Origin of the sequence: Aminobacter sp. SR38, from assembly GCF_014843375.1 — a bacterium.
Classification (GTDB): Bacteria; Pseudomonadota; Alphaproteobacteria; order Rhizobiales; family Rhizobiaceae; genus Aminobacter; species Aminobacter ciceronei.
Genome location: NZ_CP062119.1, coordinates 19,247 through 42,876, shown reverse-complemented (window position 1 = coordinate 42,876; position 23,630 = coordinate 19,247). Strand labels below are relative to the sequence as shown.

General features: G+C 61.2%; 24 protein-coding genes. 6 read left to right on the top strand and 18 right to left on the bottom strand.

The features are described from left to right. Positions 1 to 3 precede the first annotated feature (3 nt). Positions 4 to 1,179, top strand: coding sequence for an NnrS family protein (locus IG197_RS33535; RefSeq protein ID WP_192321658.1), 1,176 nt, complete (start codon positions 4 to 6; stop codon positions 1,177 to 1,179). A gap of 680 nt (positions 1,180 to 1,859) precedes the next feature. Here the strand turns inward: IG197_RS33535 and IG197_RS33530 are convergent. From IG197_RS33530 to napE, 11 genes are all read right to left on the bottom strand, one after another. Then, a complete protein-coding gene (locus IG197_RS33530; protein WP_192321657.1) occupies positions 1,860 to 2,558 on the bottom strand; it encodes an RES family NAD+ phosphorylase in 699 nt (232 codons plus the stop codon). After that, positions 2,552 to 2,965 (bottom strand): antitoxin Xre/MbcA/ParS toxin-binding domain-containing protein, encoded by a 414-nt coding sequence (locus tag IG197_RS33525; protein WP_192321655.1) that lies wholly within the window; start codon positions 2,963 to 2,965, stop codon positions 2,552 to 2,554. The genes IG197_RS33530 and IG197_RS33525 overlap by 7 nt, the downstream gene beginning before the upstream one ends. 284 nt (positions 2,966 to 3,249) lie before the next feature. Then, complete coding sequence (locus IG197_RS33520) at positions 3,250 to 6,039, bottom strand: peptidoglycan-binding protein (RefSeq protein WP_192321653.1); 2,790 nt, start codon at positions 6,037 to 6,039, stop codon at positions 3,250 to 3,252. Between the two features lie 114 nt (positions 6,040 to 6,153). Continuing rightward, positions 6,154 to 7,068, bottom strand: coding sequence for an SUMF1/EgtB/PvdO family nonheme iron enzyme (locus IG197_RS33515; protein WP_371746622.1), 915 nt, complete (start codon positions 7,066 to 7,068; stop codon positions 6,154 to 6,156). 65 nt (positions 7,069 to 7,133) lie between these two features. Further along, positions 7,134 to 8,237: a copper-containing nitrite reductase gene (nirK, locus tag IG197_RS33510; RefSeq protein WP_192321842.1), complete on the bottom strand. Its 1,104-nt coding sequence runs from the start codon at positions 8,235 to 8,237 to the stop codon at positions 7,134 to 7,136. Between the two features lie 139 nt (positions 8,238 to 8,376). After that, a complete protein-coding gene (locus tag IG197_RS33505; RefSeq protein WP_192321651.1) occupies positions 8,377 to 9,084 on the bottom strand; it encodes a NapC/NirT family cytochrome c in 708 nt (235 codons plus the stop codon). Positions 9,085 to 9,087: 3 nt separating this feature from the next. Then, positions 9,088 to 9,579: a nitrate reductase cytochrome c-type subunit gene (locus tag IG197_RS33500; RefSeq protein WP_192321649.1), complete on the bottom strand. Its 492-nt coding sequence runs from the start codon at positions 9,577 to 9,579 to the stop codon at positions 9,088 to 9,090. Next, complete coding sequence (gene napA, locus IG197_RS33495; RefSeq protein ID WP_192321647.1) at positions 9,549 to 12,053, bottom strand: periplasmic nitrate reductase subunit alpha; 2,505 nt, start codon at positions 12,051 to 12,053, stop codon at positions 9,549 to 9,551. The genes IG197_RS33500 and napA overlap by 31 nt, the downstream gene beginning before the upstream one ends. Further along, entirely contained in the window at positions 12,050 to 12,316 is a 267-nt protein-coding gene (locus tag IG197_RS33490) for a chaperone NapD (protein WP_192321645.1), read from the bottom strand. Before IG197_RS33490 ends, napA begins: the two co-directional genes overlap by 4 nt. After that, entirely contained in the window at positions 12,309 to 12,806 is a 498-nt protein-coding gene (locus tag IG197_RS33485; RefSeq protein WP_192321643.1) for a ferredoxin-type protein NapF, read from the bottom strand. The genes IG197_RS33490 and IG197_RS33485 overlap by 8 nt, the downstream gene beginning before the upstream one ends. A gap of 9 nt (positions 12,807 to 12,815) precedes the next feature. Beyond that, complete coding sequence (napE, locus tag IG197_RS33480) at positions 12,816 to 13,007, bottom strand: periplasmic nitrate reductase, NapE protein (protein WP_192321641.1); 192 nt, start codon at positions 13,005 to 13,007, stop codon at positions 12,816 to 12,818. Positions 13,008 to 13,374: 367 nt separating this feature from the next. Here napE and IG197_RS33475 point away from each other — a divergent pair, with 367 nt between their 5' ends. Then, positions 13,375 to 13,839, top strand: a complete 465-nt coding sequence (locus tag IG197_RS33475) for an Rrf2 family transcriptional regulator (protein ID WP_192321639.1) — start codon at positions 13,375 to 13,377, stop codon at positions 13,837 to 13,839. 45 nt (positions 13,840 to 13,884) lie between these two features. After that, on the top strand, positions 13,885 to 14,109 hold the full coding sequence (locus IG197_RS33470; RefSeq protein WP_192321637.1) for a hypothetical protein: 225 nt from the start codon (positions 13,885 to 13,887) through the stop codon (positions 14,107 to 14,109). An 11-nt stretch (positions 14,110 to 14,120) separates the two neighbouring features. Here the strand turns inward: IG197_RS33470 and IG197_RS33465 are convergent, their stop codons facing one another. Both IG197_RS33465 and IG197_RS33460 read right to left on the bottom strand, forming a co-directional pair. Continuing rightward, positions 14,121 to 15,266, bottom strand: coding sequence for an NnrS family protein (locus IG197_RS33465; RefSeq protein WP_192321635.1), 1,146 nt, complete (start codon positions 15,264 to 15,266; stop codon positions 14,121 to 14,123). Continuing rightward, a complete protein-coding gene (locus tag IG197_RS33460) occupies positions 15,263 to 15,508 on the bottom strand; it encodes a DUF2249 domain-containing protein (protein WP_246765542.1) in 246 nt (81 codons plus the stop codon). Before IG197_RS33460 ends, IG197_RS33465 begins: the two co-directional genes overlap by 4 nt. Before the next feature lie 410 nt (positions 15,509 to 15,918). Between IG197_RS33460 and IG197_RS33455 the strand changes: the two genes are divergently transcribed. Further along, entirely contained in the window at positions 15,919 to 16,329 is a 411-nt protein-coding gene (locus IG197_RS33455; protein ID WP_192321632.1) for a hypothetical protein, read from the top strand. A gap of 46 nt (positions 16,330 to 16,375) precedes the next feature. Here IG197_RS33455 and IG197_RS33450 read toward each other — a convergent pair whose 3' ends face one another. After that, on the bottom strand, positions 16,376 to 16,657 hold the full coding sequence (locus IG197_RS33450; RefSeq protein WP_192321630.1) for a DUF2249 domain-containing protein: 282 nt from the start codon (positions 16,655 to 16,657) through the stop codon (positions 16,376 to 16,378). Between the two features lie 212 nt (positions 16,658 to 16,869). On the opposite strand from IG197_RS33450, the gene hemN reads away from it, so the two are divergent. Both hemN and IG197_RS33440 read left to right on the top strand, forming a co-directional pair. After that, a complete protein-coding gene (gene hemN, locus IG197_RS33445; RefSeq protein ID WP_192321628.1) occupies positions 16,870 to 18,222 on the top strand; it encodes an oxygen-independent coproporphyrinogen III oxidase in 1,353 nt (450 codons plus the stop codon). Between the two features lie 36 nt (positions 18,223 to 18,258). Continuing rightward, positions 18,259 to 18,789, top strand: coding sequence for a ClbS/DfsB family four-helix bundle protein (locus tag IG197_RS33440; protein WP_192321626.1), 531 nt, complete (start codon positions 18,259 to 18,261; stop codon positions 18,787 to 18,789). A 147-nt stretch (positions 18,790 to 18,936) separates the two neighbouring features. On the opposite strand, the gene IG197_RS33435 is transcribed toward IG197_RS33440, so the two are convergent. The 4 genes from IG197_RS33435 to IG197_RS33420 form a co-directional block, all read right to left on the bottom strand. Next, a complete protein-coding gene (locus IG197_RS33435; protein ID WP_192321624.1) occupies positions 18,937 to 20,835 on the bottom strand; it encodes a nitric oxide reductase activation protein NorD in 1,899 nt (632 codons plus the stop codon). Between the two features lie 10 nt (positions 20,836 to 20,845). After that, positions 20,846 to 21,655 (bottom strand): CbbQ/NirQ/NorQ/GpvN family protein, encoded by an 810-nt coding sequence (locus IG197_RS33430; protein WP_192321623.1) that lies wholly within the window; start codon positions 21,653 to 21,655, stop codon positions 20,846 to 20,848. A gap of 69 nt (positions 21,656 to 21,724) precedes the next feature. Further along, positions 21,725 to 23,071, bottom strand: coding sequence for a cbb3-type cytochrome c oxidase subunit I (locus tag IG197_RS33425; protein ID WP_184767454.1), 1,347 nt, complete (start codon positions 23,069 to 23,071; stop codon positions 21,725 to 21,727). 18 nt (positions 23,072 to 23,089) lie between these two features. Continuing rightward, positions 23,090 to 23,542 (bottom strand): cytochrome c, encoded by a 453-nt coding sequence (locus IG197_RS33420; protein ID WP_192321621.1) that lies wholly within the window; start codon positions 23,540 to 23,542, stop codon positions 23,090 to 23,092. Between the last annotated feature and the right edge of the window lie 88 nt (positions 23,543 to 23,630).

Below are 23,630 nucleotides of genomic sequence, written 5' to 3'. Positions count from 1 at the left end.
AGAATGGGAATTCCAAGACTACGGTCCTACAAAGGACCAGCAATACTGTCGTACGGGTTCAGGCCATTCTTTCTGCTCGGGTCGTTGTACGCGGGACTCTCGATTCTGTTCTGGCTCCCGCTTTATGCTGGCCACCTCGAGACCTACAGCCTTCTGGCGCCACTGGATTGGCATGTGCATGAGATGCTGTTCGGCTATCTGGCAGCCATCGTCACTGGCTTTTTGCTCACCGCCATCCCGAATTGGACAGGCCGTCTGCCCGTTCAGGGCTATCCCCTCCTGGGCCTTGTATTGATCTGGATTGCAGGTCGTTTCGCGGTGTTCTTTTCGTCTGTCTTCGGCTGGCAACTGGCGGCGACGGTTGACGCGGCGTTCCTAGGCGCAGTGGCTCTGGCGGCCACCATTGAAATCGTTGCGGGCCGAAACTGGCGCAATCTGAAAGTGCTGCTGCCGCTTGCTATGCTTCTGGCAGCAAACGTGTGCTTCCACCTTGAAGCTCACTATTTCGGACTTTCCGACATGAGCCGAAGGCTTGGCATGAGCGCCGCCGTGCTGCTCGTCATGATCATAGGCGGCAGGATCATACCGAGCTTCACGCGCAACTGGCTTGTCCGGCAGAATCCAGGACGCCTTCCCGTGCCTTTCAATCGTTTCGACGTGGTCTCCCTTGGAGGTGGCGCGCTTGCGCTCGCAGCGTGGTGCTTCTTTCCGATCAGCGTCGGTACGGCAGTCGCGCTAGGCATTGCGGCCGCTTTGCAGTCGGTGCGCCTGACGCGATGGGCTGGTGACCGAACCATCAAAGATCCACTCGTTCTGGTCCTCCACTTCGCCTATGGCTTCATTCCCTTGGGATTCGCTTTGGTGGCGGCTTCCATCGTGTTTCCCCAGAGCCTGCCTATTGCAGCGGGCATGCACGCCCTTGGCGGCGGAGCGATCGGCGCCATGACACTTTCCGTCATGGTACGGGCCACGCTGGGACACACTGGGCGGCCACTGAAGGCCGGGCACGGAGCAGCGTTCCTGTTTTTCGCCATCATCGCGGCTGCAGGTTTGCGTATTGCGGCTGTCTTTCTCCCGGAACTCCATCTGATCGAGATGGCAGGAGCGGCATGGTCGGCTGCGTTCCTGGGATTTGCCGCGCTCTTCGGGAAAGCTTTGTTGCAACCCAAACTGACCTAGCAGGTACGGCTTCGGCTGAAGCTTACCGCCTTCGCTCCGGGTCATTCTGACATCGTAGGCCAAGATTGACTGATGTCGCGACGCGTGGCCCCGGAGGCGAGGCGACGTTCCTGAAAGGCATCGCCTACATTGCCGAGCGCATCCATCGACATGCGAAAGAACGTCGGAGAAGTGAGGATATTGCGCGAACGCCTCGCCGATTTCCCCACCATCGGCACTCGAGGCGATTCACGGAATCCCGCGAATGGTGATAAAGGGCAATTTGATGCCAACCAAAAGACCTAAGCAGCCACAGCCAGTGGAAGACGTTGATGCAATGCACCACACCATGGCCTGCAGTAATGGCCACGACATCCAGAAATCCGGGCGGTGGTTCAGGCAGAACCTGACGTTCCCTTGCCCAACGTGCGGTGTGCTGGTCGTCCATAGCGAGGAGCAACTTCAACGGCGCTTCGCGGACACAGTGGCTCATTTGCGGCGGCTACATGCTGAAGGCCTTATCAGCATCATGAAGCCCGATGGCAGCCGTTAACGTCCATGCTCGCGGACGCGGTAACTCCAAGGAACCACACCGCTCTCTAGGCTTCCACTCGTCGGTTCGTAACCAAGCGCCGTTGACCCTACCCTAGCGATCCAGGCCGTGGATTCATGAAACGTGCGGTGATGGTGCACACCAGACCTCAGGAAACCGCAAGCACGATGCCCGTGTCATACTGGCGGACGAAGTCCACGCGCGCGCCGCTCCAATGGTAGCAGTAGTGCCTTCCCTGCTTCGGGATACTCACGACATCCGGCCAGAAGGCTCCTACACAGCTCCCTCCAGGCATCCGAACGCTGTTCCAGGTTATGCCATCGCTACCAGCCGCCCTGAGTCCTCGCCCTTCAGCCTGGGAAGAAAAATAGTCGTCAGGGTCCAGGACTGCGGGAACGGCGTTCACGTCGTCGAGGTCGCGATCCACACTCCCAATGAGGACCCTGAAGTCCGAGGTCCAGCCGGCATCCTCACTGGTGGCAGCCATGAATCTCTCGTGATGATGGATGGTCTCAGCGAGCGCCACCTCCTCCCTGTTGCCGGCGTAGTAGATGCCGTAGGTCCCGTCCGTGAACCTCCCGGGCCGGAGCGGCGAACAGTGAACGAAAGGAGCCATGACGTAGCTTGCGCCGGCGCCTGCGACACGCCGATCAGCCGGAACCTTGCCGAGGTCGCCGACTTCGAGCCTGACGCGCGGATTGGTCTTTGCCTCGACGGACACCAGCGCCTCCCAGTCCTTGGGATCGGCGATGTCTTCGAAAAGGTCGATCGGAGGGTGGATGGATCGGATAATGCGGTAGGTTTGCGGCCATTGGACCCGGCGGCGCACCGCCAGTCCGCTCACCATGCTCCGCGCTCCGCGTCGAGCCAATCGCGGAGCGCCGCGAGGTCCGAGATCTCGCCTCGCAGCATCAGCTGCAGCGCTGACTGGTCCCCAAACGCCGAATTTGGTTTCCTGATCCAGGCATATCCGCGGGCCGGCTCCTTGAAGAGGTAGCGCAGGCCCTTATGGATGCCCATCAGGTGGGCCATCCTCGTCCGGAGGTCGCGGTCGATCCTCCCGTGCGCGCCATCCTTCCAGCGTGCCCATGTACGAGCGGACATGCCGCCGAGCAGACTGCATGCGTCCGCGTCAGTCAGGCTCCACGCTTTGAATAGGTTCACGGTGGTGCGCGCCAGCGCATCGGCCTCGTCATCGGAGATGGCGGGATTTGCGGTGTTGGCAGGGGTGACGACAATGGGCTGCAATTGCATAGCTGGCCTCCATTTGGCATACATATACATTGTTGTTGCCATTTGGCAAGGAAAGCGACGCAGACTCGAGACTGATACCTCTTTCGCGCTCGTTGCAATCAGGCCACCCTTCCGCACGTGGATGCATAGCGGGTGACGGCAATTTACACCCTCGACCGCTGCCGACGGCTGGCCGCCCTTGTCTCTGTTGCGGCAGCCATAAGCGTCGCCAATACAGGCTTGGCCCTTCTCTTTTGGATCTGGTAGCACGCGTCCAACAGGCGCCGCAGAACTTTGCGGACGGACTATTCCGCGCTTACTCTCCAGCGGCTTTCAAGCTGATGACCCATTGTCCACGAGGTAAGCCCGGCAGCCGATCCGGCGCATTCGAATTCGACCCCGTCACGATAGACGTCGAACTCCTCGTCGGCCAGGACGCCAAAAACAAAACAAGCCTGCCGATGTTCCCCGCGTTCCGAACTCACCAGGTCGACCCTGGCTTCCACCGCAATTGCTTCGAGGCCGCGGCCTTTCCAGTTGGCGATGCCGTAATCGACGATTTCCGTCTTGACCTCCGTCGGCTTCCAGAAGTCGGAGGCCAGTTCTGAATTCCATCCATGGAACTTCGGATAAAGGCCCCTGCTTGCCTCGGCGAATGCGTGTCCTGCATTGCCCTTGATGGTCGGTGCCGTGCCCAGCACCGTAAGGCGAAGGCCTTCCGAGACCGCTGTTTGAAGCGCCCTCGCCTCGGCGCCGTACTTGGCCTGAAGTTCGCGCTCGCGGACCGCGCTGTCGGCCTTGCGCCGCATGTCCTGCTCTTCGGCCAGCCGCCGCTCCTCTTCGGCCGCAAGTCGGCGAGATTCAAGCTCCTCCTGCTGCCGTTTTACTCCCTGCTCATGCTCCTTGCGCGCTACGGAAAGAGCATTTGCTTCAAACCAGAGCGGCAGGAACTCCAGCTTGCGGCCATCCTGAACAAGGGCAGCCGACAGTTTCTTGAGATCGGGCTGGCTGGCGTAGAGGCCGCTGCATTCTTGTCGCTGAAGCGCCCGGTAACTGCCCTCCGCACTCGCCGCTATCACGCTTGGCCGTACCCTGCCTTCGCTGGCAATGAATTCGGTCACCTGGGCGAGAATTGGCTCATGGACCGCGGTATCTCCGTCGACGACAACGCAGATTTTTTGCGTCGCCTGCTCCATCAGAAAGGCCCCGAAGCCATTCCGCGCCGCGCTATCCACCTCTCGTGCGATTGTTACCCGGAGATCCTGTTCGGCCTTCTGCCGCGATCTGAGGCGCGCATCCGACACGCCGTCGAACCGCCGGATTTCGCCGCTTTTCAACCGCTCCATGACTGCGAGCACGAAAGACGGCTCGCCCTTCAGGAAATCCCGCCTCTTCAAGAGCAGAACGTCCTGCTTCAGGACGGCCTCGGCGGCGCAGCCGCTTTCATTGAAACGGACAGTCTTGACCTCGTACGCCGCGAGTTCGCTCTGAATTGAGCGCCTCACCAACGGTTCGGCTATGGGCGGGTAGGCGCAGACAGTTGCCTCGCCAGTTTCAAACACGAAGCTGCCGACGAGGTTCTTGATGATCGAAGGAGCGGTCGGTGACGCGTTGTAGAGGGCGACCATGGCATCGCCGTCGCCGTCGAGCAGGAACTCGTTGGTTGGAGTCCTGCTGACGACGTACTCCGACTTCGCACCTGCCGCCGGCGATTGGCCGCCGTACTGAACGTACCTGTCGATCTCGGGCTTTATCGCCCAGCGCTCGAGCAAGGCGACCAGATTGTCCCGCGATGTTTCGAGCGACCGTGGGTCCCCCGCATGCAGTGCAGCCTCCACGGCGATCAGTTCGTCTGCGAGGTCCGCGCTGGCCTTGTGCATCAGGTTCTGAGCCATCCATTGCTGGATTGCGGTTCTTCTCGCTTCGAGGTCCGAAACGATCTTGGCGGTAGCTGCTTGTTCGCTGGCCTGACGCTCCGCAGCACGGGCAGTCGCGAAGGCCTGGAATCCTTGCAGTTTAGAAAGCGATTGAGTCAGGTCGTGAGACTTGGCCTCGATCGCGGGCAAGTCTCTGCCATTTGACGCTTCCCTGAGGGCCGAAGCCTTGGTAGCCAGTTCGACAATGCCGCTCGACGGTGGGTTGAGGCGGAGGAACGCCTCGGCGTCAGCCAGCAACTCGCTCGCCTGCTTCTTGGAAACCTCCATCAGCTTGGATTGATGCGTGTCGAAAGCAGTTTTGGTCGAGAAACCTGCCCTCGTGGCCGTCTCGAACTGGTCCTTGCTGTAGAAGCCGGATTGCCTGAAGGCTTGATACTCAACTCTGCTCCTGAAACCCGCGCTGTTGGCGCTCGCGTATTCAGGATAGTCCTCAAACCCACCAGATCGTGCAGCGGCAAATGTTGCCGCGTCCGTGAAGCCCTTCTGCCTGGCAACGACACGTTCGGACTCTGACTTGAACCCGTCGGCGGCTGTCTGCTCCATTGAGGCGAGCACGAACTCGTCAAGCGTGCCCGAGAGGGGCCCAAACTTTGCGCTGTAGGCCATGAAGGCCGCACTTGTGGCCGGCCCTACCGCTCCATCGACCTCCCCGGCATACAGCCCGAGTTGGCTGAGCGCCGCCTGCAATCTGGAGACCGTCTGGCGCAGGGTCGGATTGTGGACGATTTGAACTGTCCCGCCGCCATGGCCTGACTCCCACACTACGCCCCGAAACCGCTCTGCTGCCGTCAGGAACGCGTCCTGCGGAATAAGCCTGATGCTCTTCAGCGCTTCAGCGTTTTCCTTGGCTTTGGCTGTATCCAGAAATCCGGCAACGACAGCAAAACTGCCGTTCTGGCTTTGCGCAACCATGGTCGGACCCAGCAACATCGAAAACGACTGTGCGATCCTGACCGCTTCGGATGCTTCGGGTCGGCTGGATATGACGAGCCAGCGGATCTGCTGCTCGTTCACTCTCTGGGCTTTTCTCCTGTCAGTGCGCTGGACTTCCCGGGCGAACGCGTCAATGACATCGCCCAACGTCTGGGTGCTCGCAGGCTGAGAGACCAACGAACACAGGCTCACGGCAAGCACCTTGCCAATCGTGGAAATACGCACAGCACGCCCCCAACGCCAAAAACCCCAAATCCCGCCGGAGTATAGAAAAACTCAGTGGCGGCATTGTCAATGAACCATCCCACGCGCGCTGGATCACTTGTTTGGTATGGGAAGTCAGGAGCCGACTATTTCGCGCCCTAGCCTACGGATCTGCTCCAGGAAAGCGGCAATGGGGATGGCAGCAGGCCGTTCCCGAACAAGCCGGAAGCCCAGATTGTCGGGCGGCAAGCCAACAGCACATCCACCGCTCTTTCCATCTCGGATGAAGTTCGACATGTAGGTTCGATGGAACCCTTCGACGACGTGAACGCCGCAGTTTTCGACTGAGGTTTCGGCAGTCTTGCCGTCATCGGCCATGGTAACGCGCGCATAACATGTCGACGTCCATTCCCAGACGTTGCCCGCGATGTCCGCCACGCCCTTGGAGTTCATGCCAAAAGAACCGCGGCTCCTCGGGGCTGGATCGGCCTTTCGCGCCAAGTCGACCTCTCGCTTGTAGCTAGACAGCCAAGCGCGGGCTGGATTCTGGGGGTCTTCTTCCAGCGGCTCCATGTCGCTCCTGAACCGTTCGCTGGCGGCATGCGCCCATTCCTCGTCGGTTGGCAGCCGCCATGTCTCTCCAGTCGCCTCGGAATACCAGCGGGCGTATGCCTCCGCGTCGAGATAGCTCACGCCAGTGACCGGAACGTTGCCGCTTCCTTCCGCATCGGCGGCCTTGCAGGCTCCGAAGCTAACACAGCGCGCGTAGTCCTCCAGGCTCACCTGATACTTCATGATCTCAAGAGGCTGGCTGATGGCAACCCGTCTTCGCGGTGCTGGAACAGGGCGCTCATTCATCAGAAATTCGCCAGGCTCAGCGTGCGAAAAGGATCCAGGCGCGGCCGCGACGGTGATCGCTGCCGGAGGGCGGGTGTGTCTGTTTTCCGAAGCCTCAGTCCAATTCAGCAGGGCAACGGCTCCGACCGTCATGACGGCAGCAGTGCTGCCGACTAAGCTTAGCGTATTGACTGGCATGGTGGTGGCCTTCAACGAAACGCGACCCGCCGGGGGCAATCCGACGGGTCGCGCTCGCTTCCATTGTTCAGGTCCTGCTGTCAGTTCATCGGGATCGGTCTAGGCGCGTCGACCTGTTTCATCAGGTCGTCGTTCCACTCGCCTTCGACAGTGAAGTGAGCAGTCGCACCCAGTTCGACAGCTTCGATCAGATTGTGGTTCACGTATGCGTAGACGCCAGGCTGAAGGAAAGTATACAGCGCTGCGCCTGCAGATCCGCCACGGATGAACCAGGTCTCAAGGTCCTTCGCCGGCGGGTTGGCAAACTTGCCTTCTTCCCAGACATAGTCCCCATGCCCGCCGATCAAGTGCGGCCGGGTATCGCGATTGGCCTGCGAATGGACGATCATGACGGTTTCGCCGACCTTCGCCGTCATGGCGTTCTTTCCCGTGAGGGATCCAACCTTCCCGTTGAAGACCACGTGGGTCGGGATCAGGCCGCGCATGACCTTGAGCGTGTCGTCATAGCTTTCGCCGAGGGATTCATACTTCTTGTATTTGCCGTTCTCGTCCCGCGGAATGTAGAACTCGTTCTCTCCGACGTAGTAGATCTTGTCGTAGCGAACGGGCTCGTCCTTTTCGTTCTTCAGTCCTTCACGCGGCAGGACCATCACGGTCCCGCTCATGCCCGAAACCACGTGCCACGGGATCATGCCTTCCGGCGCGCAGTGGTAGACGAACGTCCCGGTGCGCGTGGCCTTGAACCGCAGCGTCACCTGCTCGCCGGGATTGACGTGCGTAAGCGCCCCGCCGCCAAGCGCGCCCGTGGCGGCGTGGAAGTCGATGTTGTGGGGCATTTCGTTCGTCTCCGGATTGACCAGAGTGAGTTCCAGGTAGTCGCCCTCGTGCACGACCATCATGGGTCCGGGGATAGAGCCGTTGAACGTCATGCCCCTAAGCGTGGTGCCTTCGTCATCGATCACGATCGGCTTTTCTTCGATCTTCATCGTGAATTCGACCACCTTCGGGCCGCCTTTTGCCACCTGGTCGTGTTCATGGACGAAGGGCGGTGCAACGAGCGATACCTTCTGGCGAGGAAGGGCCGCGATGTCCGCGGTCTGTGCCTGGGCTGCAAAGGCAGGTATCGCGGCCGCCGCGGCAGCCGCTACGACTGCTCCGATGAGGGCTTCGCGTCGCGTGAACATTTCAATCTCCTTGTGAATGTCGTTTCGACAAGGAGAACGATATGACTGGTTCCCGTCCTGCTCTTTGTTCTGGCGCAACAATCGCCGCCGCAACCATAGGGTGCGACAATTTCGACCGCGTTACGCCAGGGTCTGGCCGTCACTTCGCGAAGCTATGCGATGCCGGATGATAGCTCGTCATCAAGCGCTCAAGTTCATCGATCGCCGTGGACTGCGGCAGTTTCTCGCCCTGCAGCTCGGGCGGCACCTTCCAGCCCGGGTCGATGCCTTCCATGTTCGGAAGCTCATGAGCGATGCCTTTGTGGCAGTCGATGCACGTCGCTTCGCCCGATAGGAGATAACGGGTGTGGATTTCGGCGGCGCGCGTGGTCTGCTTGGACAGGTCCATTGCCACGGAAGAATGGCAGTTGCGGCATTCAAGACTGTCGTTGGCCTTCAGCCGCGCCCACTCATGCTGGGCGAGCTCGAGGCGCATGTCCAGGAACTTGCGCCTGGTGTCGATGGTCCCGAATATCTTGCCCCAGACTTCTTTGGAGGCCTGCATCTTGCGCGCGATCTTGTCGGTCCATTTGTGAGGCACATGGCAGTCTGGACAGGACGCGCGCACGCCGGAACGGTTGGAGAAGTGCACCGTCCGCGTCAGCTCTTCGTACACATTGTTCTTCATCTCGTGGCACGACGTGCAGAACTGCTCGGTGTTGGTTACCTCCAGCGCCGTGTTGAAGGCACCCCAAAAAATGACGCCGCCAACGAAGCCCCCGAGGGTCAGAAAGCCCAGCCCCAGCGTCGCCGCGGGAGTGGTGAGAATGCCCCACGCCCAGACAACGAGTTTCTTGATCCATTGCATCGTTCACTCGCTCCCGGCGGGTTCGACGCCCATCTCGCTCATGTCCTTGAACAGGTTTTCCACCAGTGGCTTCACGTCCGCCTGCGGCACGTGGCACGCCGTGCAGAAGTACCGCCTCGGCGACACGTCGGCGATCATCTGGCCTTCGCGCGTCAGGTAATGGGTGACGCTGATCATTGGCGCGCCCGACCCTTGGGTGAACTCGCGCTTGTGGCACGACAGGCAGCGGTTGGTGTTGACCGAGAGCTGGTAGCCTTCGATCGAATGCGGGATGACCGGAGGTTGGTCAGGATAGGCTCGCATCTTCCGGATGTCGTCAACGATCCACTTGGGTAGGGGATCGGCGGGCGGCGACTCCATCGGCGGAGTCGCGCCCGTCAGCTCCGAGGCCATCTGGGCAATCGCCGCAGTTCCTGTGAGGAGAACGATGGCAGCGAGAGCCGCCGCCAGCTTGTGCCGCTTGATCAAGCGGCCGATACGATCTTGACCGCGCATTTCTTGAAATCCGTCTGTTTGGAGATGGGATCGGTAGCGTCGAGCGTAACCTTGTTGATCAGCTGGCTGGCGTCGAACCACGGCACGAAGATCACTCCGCTGGGCATGCGGTTGCGGCCGCGCGTTTCAAGCCGCGACCGGATTTCCCCCCGGCGCGAGATGATGCGAATCTCGGCGCCCTGGTTGAGACCGCGCTTGCGCGCATCGTCGGCGTTCATGAAACACCGCGCCCCTGGGAACGCCTTGTAGAGCTCTGGCACGCGCATGGTCATCGAGCCCGAATGCCAGTGCTCGAGCACGCGGCCCGTCACCAGCCATAGGTCGAATTCATCGTCGGGCGATTCCGCCGGCGGCTCGTACGGCACGGCCAGGATGACCGCCTTGCCGTCCGGTCGGCCGTAGAACCGGACCCCCTCGCCCGGCTTGACATAAGGGTCATAGCCCTCCCGGTACCGCCACTTCGTTTCCTTGCCGTCCACCACGGGCCAGCGCAGGCCTCGCTCTTCGTGGTAGCGGTCGTAAGGCGCCAGGTCATGGCCGTGGCCCCTGCCGAACGCGGCGTATTCCTCAAACAGGCCCTTCTGCAGGTAGAAGCCGAAGTCTTTGGCCTCGGCGTTTTCGTATTCGGGGTTGATTTCCGCTGCCGGGAACTTGTCGACATTGCCGTTGCGGAAGAGGACATCGAACAGCGTTTTGCCGCGATATTCCGGGTTGGCGTCGAGGATGTCCGCAGTCCAGACCTCGTCCGTCGTGAAACGCTTCGAGAACTCCACAAGCTGCCACAGATCGGACCGTGCTTCGCCCTTTGCCTGCACCAATTGGTGCCAGACATGGGTCCGGCGCTCGGCATTGCCGTAAGCGCCTTCCTTTTCAACCCACATGGCAGCGGGCAGGATCAAATCGGCGCTCATCGCAGTCACGGTCGGATAGACATCGGAGACGACAATGAAGTTGTCTGGATTGCGGTAGCCGGGATATGTCTCCTGGCTGTTGTTCGGCCCGGCTTGGACGTTGTTATTGACCTGCACCCAGTAGAAATTGAGCTTGCCGTCCTTGAGCATCCGGTCCTGCTGCACCGCGTGGTATCCGGGTTTGTCGGGCAGCAGGCCGTGCGGCAGCTTCCATATTTCCTCGGCATGCGCCCGATGCTCGGGATTGGTAACCACCATGTCGGCGGGCAGGCGATGCGCGAAGGTCCCGACCTCGCGGGCGGTTCCGCACGCCGACGGCTGGCCAGTCAGCGAAAACGGGCTGTTGCCGGGCTCCGAGATTTTGCCCGTCAACAGGTGGATGTTGTAGACCATCTGGTTGGCCCACACGCCGCGGACGTGCTGATTGAACCCCATCGTCCACAGCGACATGACCTTGCGGGCCGGATCGGCGTACAGCTCGGCAAGCTCCTCCAGGAACTCGGGTTCAACCCCGGTGAGTTCGACAGTCTTTTCCAGCGTGTACTCCGCCACGAAGGCTTTGAACTCGTCGAAGCCGATGGGATCCATCTTGCCCGTGTCGGCCGCGCCCGTTGCCGCGACCTCCAGCGGGTGCTCGGGCCTGAGTCCGTACCCGATGTCCGTGGCACCCTTCATGAAGGTCGTATGGTCGCGTACGAAAGCCTCGTTGACGCGGCCCGTCGTAATGATGTGGTTTGCGATGTAGTTCAGGATCGCCAGGTCGGTTCCCGGCTTGAAGATGACCGGAATGTCGGCCAGATCCATGCTGCGGTGTGTGAAGGTCGACAGAACCGCGACTTTGACATGTGGATGTCCAAGCCTGCGGTCCGCAAGGCGCGTCCACAGGATCGGATGCATCTCCGCCATGTTCGAACCCCACAGTATGAAAGCGTCGGCGGCCTCGAAGTCGTCGTAGCAGCCCATCGGCTCGTCCATGCCGAATGTCCGCATGAACCCGTAGGCAGCGGACGCCATGCAGTGCCGCGCATTGGGGTCGAGGTTGTTGGAGCGGAACCCTGCCCGCATCAGCTTGGTTGCTGCGTATCCTTCGAAAATCGTCCACTGGCCGGATCCGAACATCCCGACCGCGGTAGGTCCCTTCTCCTTCAGCACCTGCTTGCACTTCTCGGCCATCACGTCGAAGGCTTCATCCCAGGAGACTGGCTCGAATTCCCCCTCCTTGTCGAAGACCCCGTTCCGCTTGCGAAGCAGCGGCGTGGTCAGCCTGTCGGCCCCGTACATGATCTTGGAAAGGAAGTATCCTTTCACGCAGTTCAGGCCACGGTTGACCTCCGCCTGCATGTCGCCATGCGTGGCAACGACCTGGCCTTCCTTGACCCCGACCATGACCCCGCACCCGGTGCCGCAGAAACGGCATGGCGCTTTCGACCATTTGATTTCGAGAGCACTTACTCCGCCGGGGACCGGCTGCGCGGCAGCCGGCAAGGAGATTCCGGCTGCGGCAGCCGCGATGCCAGCCGCATGGGCCTTCAGAACCTCGCGCCGTGTCAGTTCGGTCGTCATTGTCCCGTGACCTCCGCTTCTTCAATGTGTTCAAAAACCATGTTCGCCGCGACCACCCCGTCAAGCAACGCCATCCGCGTCAGGGAGTCGCCCATTGCTCCGGTATTGTCGCCTTCGATCACGACGACAATTTTTCCTTGGTGCCTGGCCCTGACCTCGACCCCTTCCATTGACGCGAGCTGGAGAGCAACGCTGTCCGCCTTGTGGGGCAGTGCGGAGACCACGGCGCTCGAGATATGGCGAGTGCGGACGTTGTCAGGCATGTTCTACTTCCTTGCTGCGTTCCGCGACGGTGATCGCGCCCGCCGGGCAGACGCTGATGCATCCCCCACATCCGCTGCAGACAGCTGCATCCAGTTCAGGAAGAAACGGGCCACCAACGCGCGGCCGGAATCGGATGGCTTCTTCTGGGCACGCGTCCCGGCACGACTGGCACGCGATGCCATTTTGGGCGAAACACGACGGGCCGATGGAGACGGCAGAAAGAAGTCGGCGCGGTATTTCGCTGGTGAACACAGGTTCGGGACAGGCGGCGGCACACTTGCCGCAGAAGGTGCATTCGCCGCCGGCGAAATCCAGATACGGCAAGCCTTTCTGGAGCGACACGATCGCGGCAGGACAGGCCTCGACGCAGGCGTTGCACCCCGTGCACGAATGAAGGTCCACTGCCCCTGGCGGACGTGCCAGAAATTCGGGCGGCAAGGACGTGCGTGCGACGAGGAATGAACGTCTGGTTATCTCAGCGGTGCTCATGTGCGCGCCTCAGCCGCCGTGCGGACCGGGTGGACCATAGATAATCTGAAGCATCCAGACGAGAAATCCGTAGCCGCCAACCACTCCGACAGCCACAACGGGCCATATCCCAAAGGCCAGAACAAGGAAGGCGAAAAGCTCGTTGCGTCGCTTGCGCCGCAAATCGGGCACTAACGCTTCATCGGGTGTGTTGTGAGCCATGAAACCTCTCCCTAGATGTCGAGCGTGTCCGACATCCTCGGTACCTCTCCGAAGTTCTTTAGATCGTCTTTGTGTCTGGAACGTAACTGCCGATCACGACTGCGTGCTCCCACACGGCCCATTCTTGTCATCGCACCAGACTAGCCATAAAAGTGGTATTCGCAATACCGTTATGAGAGCTTTAGAAGGCACTGCATTAGGATGCACTCAACCGCCCTCGACCAAGTCCAGCCCGTCGCGGAACAACCGTAGCTGCGGAGGCGCGTCTGCGGCGCGGTGAGGTGCGACCATACTGCTGCCGGAAGGCAGGCCTACGGGACTTCCTGCCAACTCCAGATGGAGCAGCGGACGAAAGAGCGACCACACCATGCGCATGACACTTCATACCGACTACGCGCTGCGGATGCTGATCTACCTAGCCGTTCATGCCGACCGGACCAGCACGGTAAACGACATCGCTGAAAGCTACGGCATATCGCGAAACCACTTGCTTAAAGTGACCCTGAACCTCCGACGATTGGGGCTGGTGTCGACCGCGCGCGGCCGATCCGGCGGCGTTCGTCTGGCGCTCGCGCCCGCCGACATCAATGTAGGCACTGTGGTTCGCGCCATGGGAGACGGATTCCCTGTGGTCGCGTGCATGGCGGACGGCGAAGGCTGCGTGCTGACACCCGAGTGCAGGTTGCGAAACGTCGTTAGCGCGGCGATTGGAGCCTATCTTTCTGTCTTCGACAGCTACTCTCTTGCCGATCTAGTTCACAACAGGGACGTTCTTAGGACAATTCTCGATCTTTCCGCTGTCAGCAATGCTCAAGGCACCGTCGCCGCTTGATCATTGGTGCGCTTTGTGGGGACAGGCAATACTTAGGGGGCAATCATGAACTATCGCGAGGCCCAGGAACACCTTCGCGGCAGGGGGATTCTGATGAGCAAGCGGGATGGACGAATCCGCCTCAACTATTCCGGGGGAGGCGAAGAAACAGCCTACTATGCCCTGGATCTCGACGATGCGATCGAAGCAGGCGTTCGAATGGGACGCTCGCGGCAACCGATGCCGAACTGGTTCACGGTCAAGCCCCCCAAGAGTTCCACGGGAACTTGACGAGGCAGCGTCTAGCGGTCCGGTTGGCATCCGCAGACGAGCAATGGCTGATGAAACGCTGCGATAAACAGCAGAAACGCAACCAGCCAAAGCCCGCCTGACCACCCCAACCACATTGAAGTGTTGCTGGGGAGAAGTTCACCTCCAACGCGAACGACCGCAGCGCACGTCATTGCGGCATAGGCTGCCGTGGCGCGAATTGACCGGGCAAAAGCGAGTCCGCTGTGCTTCCGGATCATGCTCCCCATGATGGCCAGCGACATCGTTCCGAACGCCCCTACGGTCCAGGCATGCACAGGGGCCGCTGTGCTGACATGCGACGGCACCAATATGTGCAGAGCCAGCAGGGCGAAGCCCAGTCCGATCCAACAGTATCCGACATGAAGCGCCGCGACCGCTGCGGGCAGACGAATCTGCCAGCCTCGCCATTGCGTCGCCCGCGCCAGCTGGAGCAAGGCACCTACCGCGCAGGCGACGGCGGTGACTTGCCCGTCGGGCATTGCGATCCAGAAAATGAGCGCCAACGTCGCAGCTGCCGCCGATGCCTTCTCCACAACGGCCACGGGAGCGGAGACTGGCTGAGCACCGGAATTGCAAAGATACGCGGCGGTTAAGGCAGGGATGACCCGACCGCCCACGACCATCAGAAGACCTGTCATCGCCGCGAGCGACAAACGAGACGTAAGACCAACTTGATATGATGCCGCAGTCATAGCGGCACTGGCAGAGAAGCCGAATAGCAGCAGGACTATCTTGTAGTTCCGACGGTCCCTCGAGGAGATAACATACCCGGCCGTCGTCAGGGTGAGCGCGAACAGGAAAACTGCAGCGATAGCTGGCCCGCTGCCGTGCGGGCCCAAGACATACGATCCGCGCGCGGCGACCCACAGCGCCAGAAGGAGTTTCGACACCGCCTTCCGCGGCCCTGCCTGCCCTGTCCAACGCGGAAGGGCAGTCAAGAGGAAGCCCGCGAGCATGGCAGGAAACGTGCCGTACAGCAGAACTTGGCGGTGCCAGTCGCCGGCCGACGGGCCCGTAAGCCAAGGCTGTGCCCATGACAATGCCGGGGTCCAAATCGCGGCTCCAAAAATTGCGTCCAGCGCCGCGACAGCGAAAAAGGAGCGGAACGGCTGCTTGCCGTACGACGGCCGCGTCAACCGGGTTGCGGCTCGGCTGCCCGCTTGCCGATCTCGATGCGCCAGAAAGGCGGCCCCTCCTGTAGACAGATCCAGCTATGCTCTTTGTCAAAGAATGCATCGAACTGACGCGCCAGCCTGGCAGGATCGAAGTCACAAACGACCTCACATGCCTCGCCGGGATTGAGACCGTCGAAAATTGACAGCATCGCGGCCCGCTTCTTTGCAGCTGGCAGATTCCTGACGTCGAAAGTCGAGTTCATAGCCGCACTCCGTTTGGTGGCAGCGACTTCAGCAGGATTCGACATGCGCTTCCTTGCGCAGCGACAAAGAACTTAGGCCCGGCCTCCCCTATGTGCCGAAGACCTGACATGCCCAGGTGCTGCAGGCCCAGTCATCTGACGGACAATACGAGGCGAGATGATGCAAACTTCACTGGCGGATTTTCGGCCCCGAACGACGGGGCGGCGCTGCAACAGGTTGCGTTTCCGGGTGGCGCGTTGGTGGCTGCGAGAGGTGTGGCATTGGACCAGATAGGCGATGGCTCCTTGCCTGCTGCACCACAGACTGGCGGGGATCGGGGATCATGAGTCTTTGTTCCAGCGCAACGAAATGACGTTCGCGACGCGCTAGCAACGGCCAATCGATTTGATCCTAGGAGGAGAAGGCTCCCATGACTGTTCCCGTTCTTAAGGCATATACGATCTGGAGTTCGGCACTCGTCGCTTATCAGGATTGGCGGGAGCGTCAGAGAGCACTCCGCGAAGTCGCGAGACTCGATGCACGCGACCGCAGCCGAGTGCTCGGCGACATCGGCATGACTTCCCCCGATTTCGCCACCGCAATGCGGTTTGCCTTCGCGTCTCGCATCCTGCTGCCGGAAGCGTTCAGGTCAGTGGGTGTGGATTACGACAAGTTCGAGGCCCGGCACCCGGAATGGAACCAGGACATGCGCCGGACTTGCATGCTCTGTCCGGAGCGGCGGCGCTGCAGTGACCGCCTGAAGGACTCGTCGTTCGAGACGACCTATGCTGAGTTTTGTCCCAATGCCCGTAGCTTGGAAGAACTCGGCTCGGTTCAGTAACCAGCGGAGCGGTGCGGGGCCAATTGCGCGTCCGCACCGCAAACTGTCAGTCGTCGCCGCAGCAGCATCCGCAGCCTGACTGAGCGCGTCGTCCGATTTGGACTCGCCAGGTCTCAGGGCCTTGCTCCAGATATTCCCAGTCAAAAAGTCCGGGATATCTCACCTCCAGCTGATAGTGCAGCGGACGTGGGTCATGATCGTTCATGAGCACGAAAGAGCCGCCTTCGGCCAAGGATTCAATCTTTCCAAAAATCCGGGGATGACGCTCGGGGCGCGGGATGGCCCGAACGTCGATGACGGGGATGGAATCGTTGTCTGCAACTGCCATGTAGCTTGTCCTGCGGCCTCCAACTATACCCAGCCGAGAGGGGCCAGCTCCATCCTCGACAGGCGCGGGCAACTTAATGCGGCATGCGCTGCAGCAGATTGTCCAAGCGCAAACAACCGGAAGAAACAGCCCTCCCAGACGACGGTTGTTGCGTTGGAACAACGATGGCAGATCGACGAGGCGGCTAAGATAATCGAAAACAGAGGTGCTCGATGTCCCAGTCTATCCTACAGAAGTACGGTGAGGCCCGCCTCCCCCGCTACACCAGCTATCCGACCGCGCCCCGCTTTTCGCCAACGATCGGCGTAGGCTCCTATGGCGACTGGCTCGAACAGCTTCCCGGCAAGGACCCCGTCTCGCTCTACCTGCACATCCCGTTCTGCCGATCGATGTGCTGGTATTGCGGGTGTCACACGACGATCACCCGCCAGGACCGCCCTATCCTCGACTACCTCGCCGTGCTGCGTGACGAGATCCGAATGGTCTCCGAGCGCATCCCGCATCGACTGCCAGTCGGCGAGGTGCATTTCGGCGGTGGTACCCCCACAATCATCTCGCCTGCGGAATTCCTCGCCCTCATCGGGCTCCTGAAGGAGCGTTATGCCTTCTCCGATACGACCGGGATCGCTGTCGAAATCGATCCGCGTCGGCTGATGCCCGAAATGGCACAGACGCTGGGGCACGCAGGCGTCACCCGCGCCAGTCTCGGCGTACAAAGCTTCGATCCGGTGGTGCAGAAGGCAATCAACCGAATCCAGACCCGGAAGGAAACGGCGGACTCCACTGACAATCTCCGGCGCGCCGGGGTTGAGGGGATCAATTTCGACCTGATCTACGGGCTTCCGCATCAAACGGTGCAGTCCTGCATCGATACGGCCAATGCAGCCATTGAAATGGTGCCGGACCGCTTCGCCGTTTTCGGCTACGCGCATATCCCCTCCTTCAAGAAACATCAGCGCATGATCGACAAAAATGCCCTGCCGGACGGGGCCGCGCGCAACGAACAGGCCGAAGCGATTGCCGCGACGCTGGTCGCCGCAGGCTATCGGCAAATCGGCCTCGACCATTTCGCCCTGCCCGGAGACGGCCTGGTGCGGGCGCAGGAGTCAGGCCAACTGAGGCGCAATTTCCAAGGCTACACCACGGACAATTGCGAGACCCTCATCGGCTTCGGCGCTTCTGCCATTGGCCGCATGAAGCGCGGCTATGTTCAGAACGAGGTGGCGCCAGGACTGTATGCCCAGCGGATTGCTGACGGGGAGTTGGCTACGGCCAAGGGCTATCGGCTGACCGACGAGGACAAAGTGAGAGCCGACATCATAGAGCGGCTGATGTGCGACTTCGAGGTCGACATTTCAGCGGTCGGCCGTACCCACGGTTTCGATACATCGGCGATGCTTGCCGGCAACGAGAGGCTGGCGGATCTGGCTGGCGATGCGGTGGTCCGCTATGCAGGCAGCGTGATTCGTGTCAGCCAGGAACATCGCTTTGTCATCCGTGCAGTCGCCGCGGCCTTCGACGCATACATCGATGAGTCGACGCGGACGCACAGCCAGGCAGCCTGAAGCTGCTACCGATCAGAACGGACAGAGCCGAGAGAGATGCCAGTACCGCAGAACAAGGATGAGCTTCTCAAGGCCATTGAGACCAATTATCGCATCTTGATCCGTGATTTAAGAGAGATTCCGGAAGACTCGGTTGACCAGCGATCACTCGACGGTCACGTGACACGTTCGCAAATGAGCGTGACCAACCTCGTTGCGTATCTAGTCGGCTGGAACGAGCTTGTGCTCAAATGGCTAGCCAAAGACGCGGCAGGACAACCGATCGATTTCCCCGATACGGGCTACAAGTGGAACGAACTTGGGAAGCTCGCGCAAAGATTCTATCGCGACTATAACGACGTTCCATATCGACAGCTCCTTGACCGTCTGGATTCTGCCAAGCGCGAGATAATTGCCATTGTCGAAAAGAGCAGCGACGAACGGCTTTACGGAAGCGCTTGGCACGAAAAATGGCCCATGGGGCGCATGATCCAGTTCAACGCCTCGTCTCCCTATGACAATGCCCGCAAGCGGCTCCGGAAATGGATCAAGGCGCAGGCGATTCTGCGCAATTCCCAGGCTTTCTGACCAAGCGACTGTGCCGGGACAGCTGGCTCCGCGGGGCATGCCATCGCGATCCAGTTGGCTGACGACCGCTGTCATCCAACTGGAGAACCCAACAAAAAGGCCCGGCGTGGGAGCGCCGGGCCTTTCAGTATCGCGGCCTTGTCCCCCCTAGCCTGCAAGGCTGCGATAAATGGCGGGAAGCGCTGCCGGCAGCCGCCCGATGTTAGAGACCAGCGCATAGCCGTTCTGGCCGAACATCGCTGGAACGTAGGATTTTGCCTCGCGGTCTACGGTCACGCCGAACACGCCGAACCCCATGCGTCGCGCCTCCATCACCGCGCGGCGGCTGTCCTCAAGTGCGAACCGCCCCTCATAGTGATCGATGTCGTTGGGCTTGCCATCGGTCAGCACCAGAAGCAGCTTCTTCCGGTTGGGCTGCTTGCCGAGTTCGGCGCTCGCGTGCCTGATTGCCGCGCCGATGCGTGTGTAATAGCCCGGCTTCAAGGCCGCGATGCGGGCCTCGACCGTCGCTCCCATCGGCTCGTCGAAACCCTTCACCGCCTCGATCCGGACCCAGTCTCGGCGGCGCGACGTGAAGGTCAGGATCGAGTGACTGTCGCCACAGGCGGCGAGCCCGTTGGCCAGGATCAACAAGGCTTCCTTCTCGACGTCGAGCACCCGGCGGTTGTCGAACCAGGCATCTGTCGAGAGCGACACATCGACAAGAATGGTAACGGCAAGGTCATGCACTTGCGGCCGGCTCATCAGGTGGATGCGGTCGCTGCCCTGCCCGCCGGCGGCCAGGTCAGTGCGGGCGCGCACTACCGCATCGAGGTCGAGGTCGGCACCGTCGAGCTGGGCGCGCAGCACCTCGCGGCGCGGCCGCAGCACTTCAAACTGGCGACGCACGCGTCGAATGAGGCGTCTCGTTTCGATGTCCGGCTCGGCTGTGCTACCTAGCGCCGAAGCAGGTGCTGCCAGCACCCGGCAATGGTCGGGTAGGTAGGTGCCCGAGCGGAAATCCCATTCCGGATAGGTCCGTTCCGCCGTCAGCGGCGTCCGGTCCAGCGCTTCCGGCGGCAAATCGAGGTCGAAGCGAAAGCGCGATGCCGGACGGCCCTTCCGCTCGCCAAACGTCATGTCGTCAAGGTCTTCGGCCGCCTTGGCGTCGTCGTCGCTGTCGTCGGACGGACGGTCAATATTGACCATCTCGGCCATCGCAAGGATCTTCTCGAAGCGATTGAGGATGAAAGGGCTGCGCTCGTCGGTCCGTGCATCCGCGTTTTCGCGGACGGCGACCTTTCGTTCGGTTTCGGCGCCATCAGCCTCGCGGCCGCCAGCGACGGGTTCGTCTTCGCTACGGCGCGGCGCGGTCTCGGCGCGCAGCAAGGCGTCGGGCCATAATGGTATGGGCAGCATCGGCAAGTAACCCGCCGGGGCACGGTGTGGAAAGATCACGGGCAGCGTATCGTCGAGCAGTCCTGCCTGATGTCTCAGCAGGCCCGTCACGCGCCCTTCGACCTGCGCTTCAACCGCGGGAAGCGGACCGCGCTGGCGGGCAGCAAGCGTTGCCGCCGCAAGTCGGCTATAGCGCCGTCCAAGTCCCGGAAGAGCTGCCACCACTCTGGCCGTCGTCTCTTCCGCACGCCGAAGCACTGCAAGGTCGCGCAGCAAGGGGTCCGTTTCCACGATGGAGTCCAGCGGCATCACCGCCATATAGGCAGCCAGCCAGATATAGACGTCGCGGTTGAGTGCCCTGTCCGGAAACAGGTCGATCGATGCAGGCAGCATAAGGGACGAGCGGTCGCGCGCTGGCTGGGCGAGCTTTTCCTCGCCGAGCCCCATGCGCTGCCACCAACCGAGGCGGTGGCCAGAAGTCTTGCCGCGAACTGCAGCGACCTGGACCGCCCCTTCGCCGCCGAAACCACGAAAGCAGATCGCCAGCACAGGCTGCACTGCAGCCAGCTTCACCGCATGTTCCGGGTGGCGCGGCCAGGTCTGGACGTGGCCGATCAGGCGGTGCCAGGCGCGGCCGACCGTTTCCTCCAGCTCAAGTAAATCCAGCATGACATGCGCCTCAGCGGATCAGGGAATCGGCCAGTTCGGTCAGGGCCGTCTTGACGTCAGGCTCGTCGGTCAGCGGCTCGATCATCGCGGCAAGCACTGCCTCGCGCACTGGCACGCCGGCGTCGATCAGGCTGGCGCAATAGACAAGCAGACGGGTCGACGCGCCCTCCTCGAGGTCATGTCCTTTCAGCGCGCGAATGCGCCGGGCCAATTCGACAAGCGGCGCCACCTGGGTGTCAGCGAGGCCGCTTTCGGCCGACACCACGGCGATTTCTTCAGACTTGGGCAGGAAATCGAACTCGATGGCGACAAAACGCTGACGAGTGCTCGGCTTCAGGCTTTTCAGGAGGTTCTGGTATCCGGGATTGTAGGACACGACGAGCATGAAACTCGCCGGAGCCACCAATTGCTCACCCGTGCGTTCCAGCGGCAGGATGCGGCGATCGTCGGTCAGGGGATGCAGCACCACGGCGACATCCTTGCGTGCCTCGACGATCTCATCGAGATAGCAGATGCCGCCCTCGCGCACTGCGCGGGTGAGCGGCCCGTCTACCCAGACGGTATCGCCGCCCATCAACAGGTAGCGCCCGGTGAGGTCGGCCGCGGCCAGGTCGTCGTGGCAGGATACGGTCGAGAGTGGCAGCCCAAGCTTCGCCGCCATGTGGCTGACGAAACGAGTCTTCCCGCAGCCAGTTGGCCCCTTGAGCAGTAGCGGCAAGCGCCGTGCCCAGGCGCGTTCGAACAAGCCGCATTCATTGGCCGAGGGGCTGTAGTAGGCGGGCGCGTCGGCGGCGGGACGGATTGGTAATGCGATTGTCATGGGAGAACTCCGGTGAAGGCAGGCATGGGGCGCATGGCCCCGGAATGCTCCGGGGCCATGAACGGAAAGTCATTCGGCTGGCTGCAGGATGCGGGCCGGCTTCTCGCTGCGCAGGCGGCCGGGCACGAGCACGGCCCACATGAACATCAGCGCCGAGACGACCACGACTACACCGGAACCGAGGCGTACCCAGTAGAACAGCGCGAGCTGGTCCTGCACGTCCATGAAGCTCTCGCCCAGCACGCGCTGGAGATGCACCTGGACGACACCCGCGAAGGTCAGCGCGAAGGTCATCACCGACATGGCCGTGACCATCATCCAGAAGCTGACGATCGAGAGCCACTGGTTGTAAGGCGCGCGTCCCTTAATCTCGGGGATGGCATAGGCCATCATGGCGAGATTGAGCATCACATAGGCGCCGAAGAAGGCGAGGTGTCCATGCGCGGCAGTCACCTGCGTGCCATGGGTGTAGTAGTTCACCGACGACAGCGTGTGCAGGAAGCCCCAGACGCCGGCGCCGAAGAATGCCATCACCGAACAGCCGATAGACCACAGCAATGCCGCCTTGTTGGGATGGTTGCGGCCCGCCTTCCAGGTCATATGAACGGTGAACGCAACCATTGAAAAGAAGGGCGCGACCTCAAGCGTCGAAAACAGCGAGCCGATCCACTGCCAGTAACCTGGCGCGCCAATCCAGTAGTAGTGGTGGCCAGTGCCAAGGATGCCGGAGAACAGCGCCAGGCCGACGATGATGTAGAGCCATTTCTCCACGACCTCGCGGTCCACGCCGTTGAGCTTGATCATCAGGAACGCCAGCACCGACGCCATGATCAGTTCCCACACGCCCTCGACCCAGAGATGGATGACGTACCACCAATACATCTTGTCGAGCGCGAGGTTGGAGGGGTTGTAGAACGAAAACAGGAAGAAGATCGCCAGCGCCCAAAGGCCGAACAGCAGGATGTTGGTGATCGTGGTCTTGCGGCCTTTCAGCGCTGTCATGGTGATGTTGAACAGGAACATCAGCACCACGACAACGATGCCGACCTTGATTACGAAAGGCTGCTCGAGAAACTCGCGGCCCTCGTGAATGCGGAACAGGTAGCCGACGACCGCGATGCCCGCCGCAACGAAGAACATCCAGAACTGGATGATCGCCAGCTTCGGGCTGAAGAGCTCGGTCTCGGTTTCCTCGGGCAGCAGATAGTAGGTCGCGCCCATGAAGCCCATCAAAAGCCAGACCACGAGTGCGTTGGTGTGAATCATCCTGATGATGTTGAACGGCAGAAGCTCGGAAAGCGTGTTTGGCAGCACATAGATGGTGCCGGCGAGGACGCCGAAGGCGACCTGAGCCAAAAACAGGACTAGCGCTCCGTAGAAATAGGTCATCGCGACCTTTTGCGTTTGGTATTTCATATCTCTCTCCTTGGCGCCTCAGCCTGCCTCGTTCGGGGGCCACTTCTGGGTCTTGATGCGGCTGGTCCATTCGAGAAAGTCGGCAAGATCGTTCAGCTCCTCGTCGCTGAGGTGGAACTGCGGCATCTGGCGGCGGCCCTCGATCCCCGAGGGCTGCGCCGCCATCCAGGCCTTTAGCGTGTCGCGCGCGCCGTCGGGGTCGCTCTCGCCGCCATAGCGCTTCCACACATTGCCCAGCTCCGGCGCGAAATAGGCGCCCTCGCCCAGAATCGTGTGGCAGTTGATGCAGGAGTTCTTTTCCCAGATGTGCTTGCCGCGCGCCACGGAGTCCGTCAGCGTCTTCTCGTCGGTCGAGGTCGTGCGGATGTAGTAATGGCTGTGAGCCGTTAACCCGACGAAGATTGCGAAGAAGAAGATCGAGCCGCCGTAGAAGACGTTTCGAGCCCCCGTTTTTGTGAGGCGTTCTGCCATCACGCGTTCCTTTCCCAGTCAGAATTCCGCGGGCGCGGTATGGTTCGAACGGTTTCATCCCGGCGGGCCAGCCGTCTCCGGATGCCGT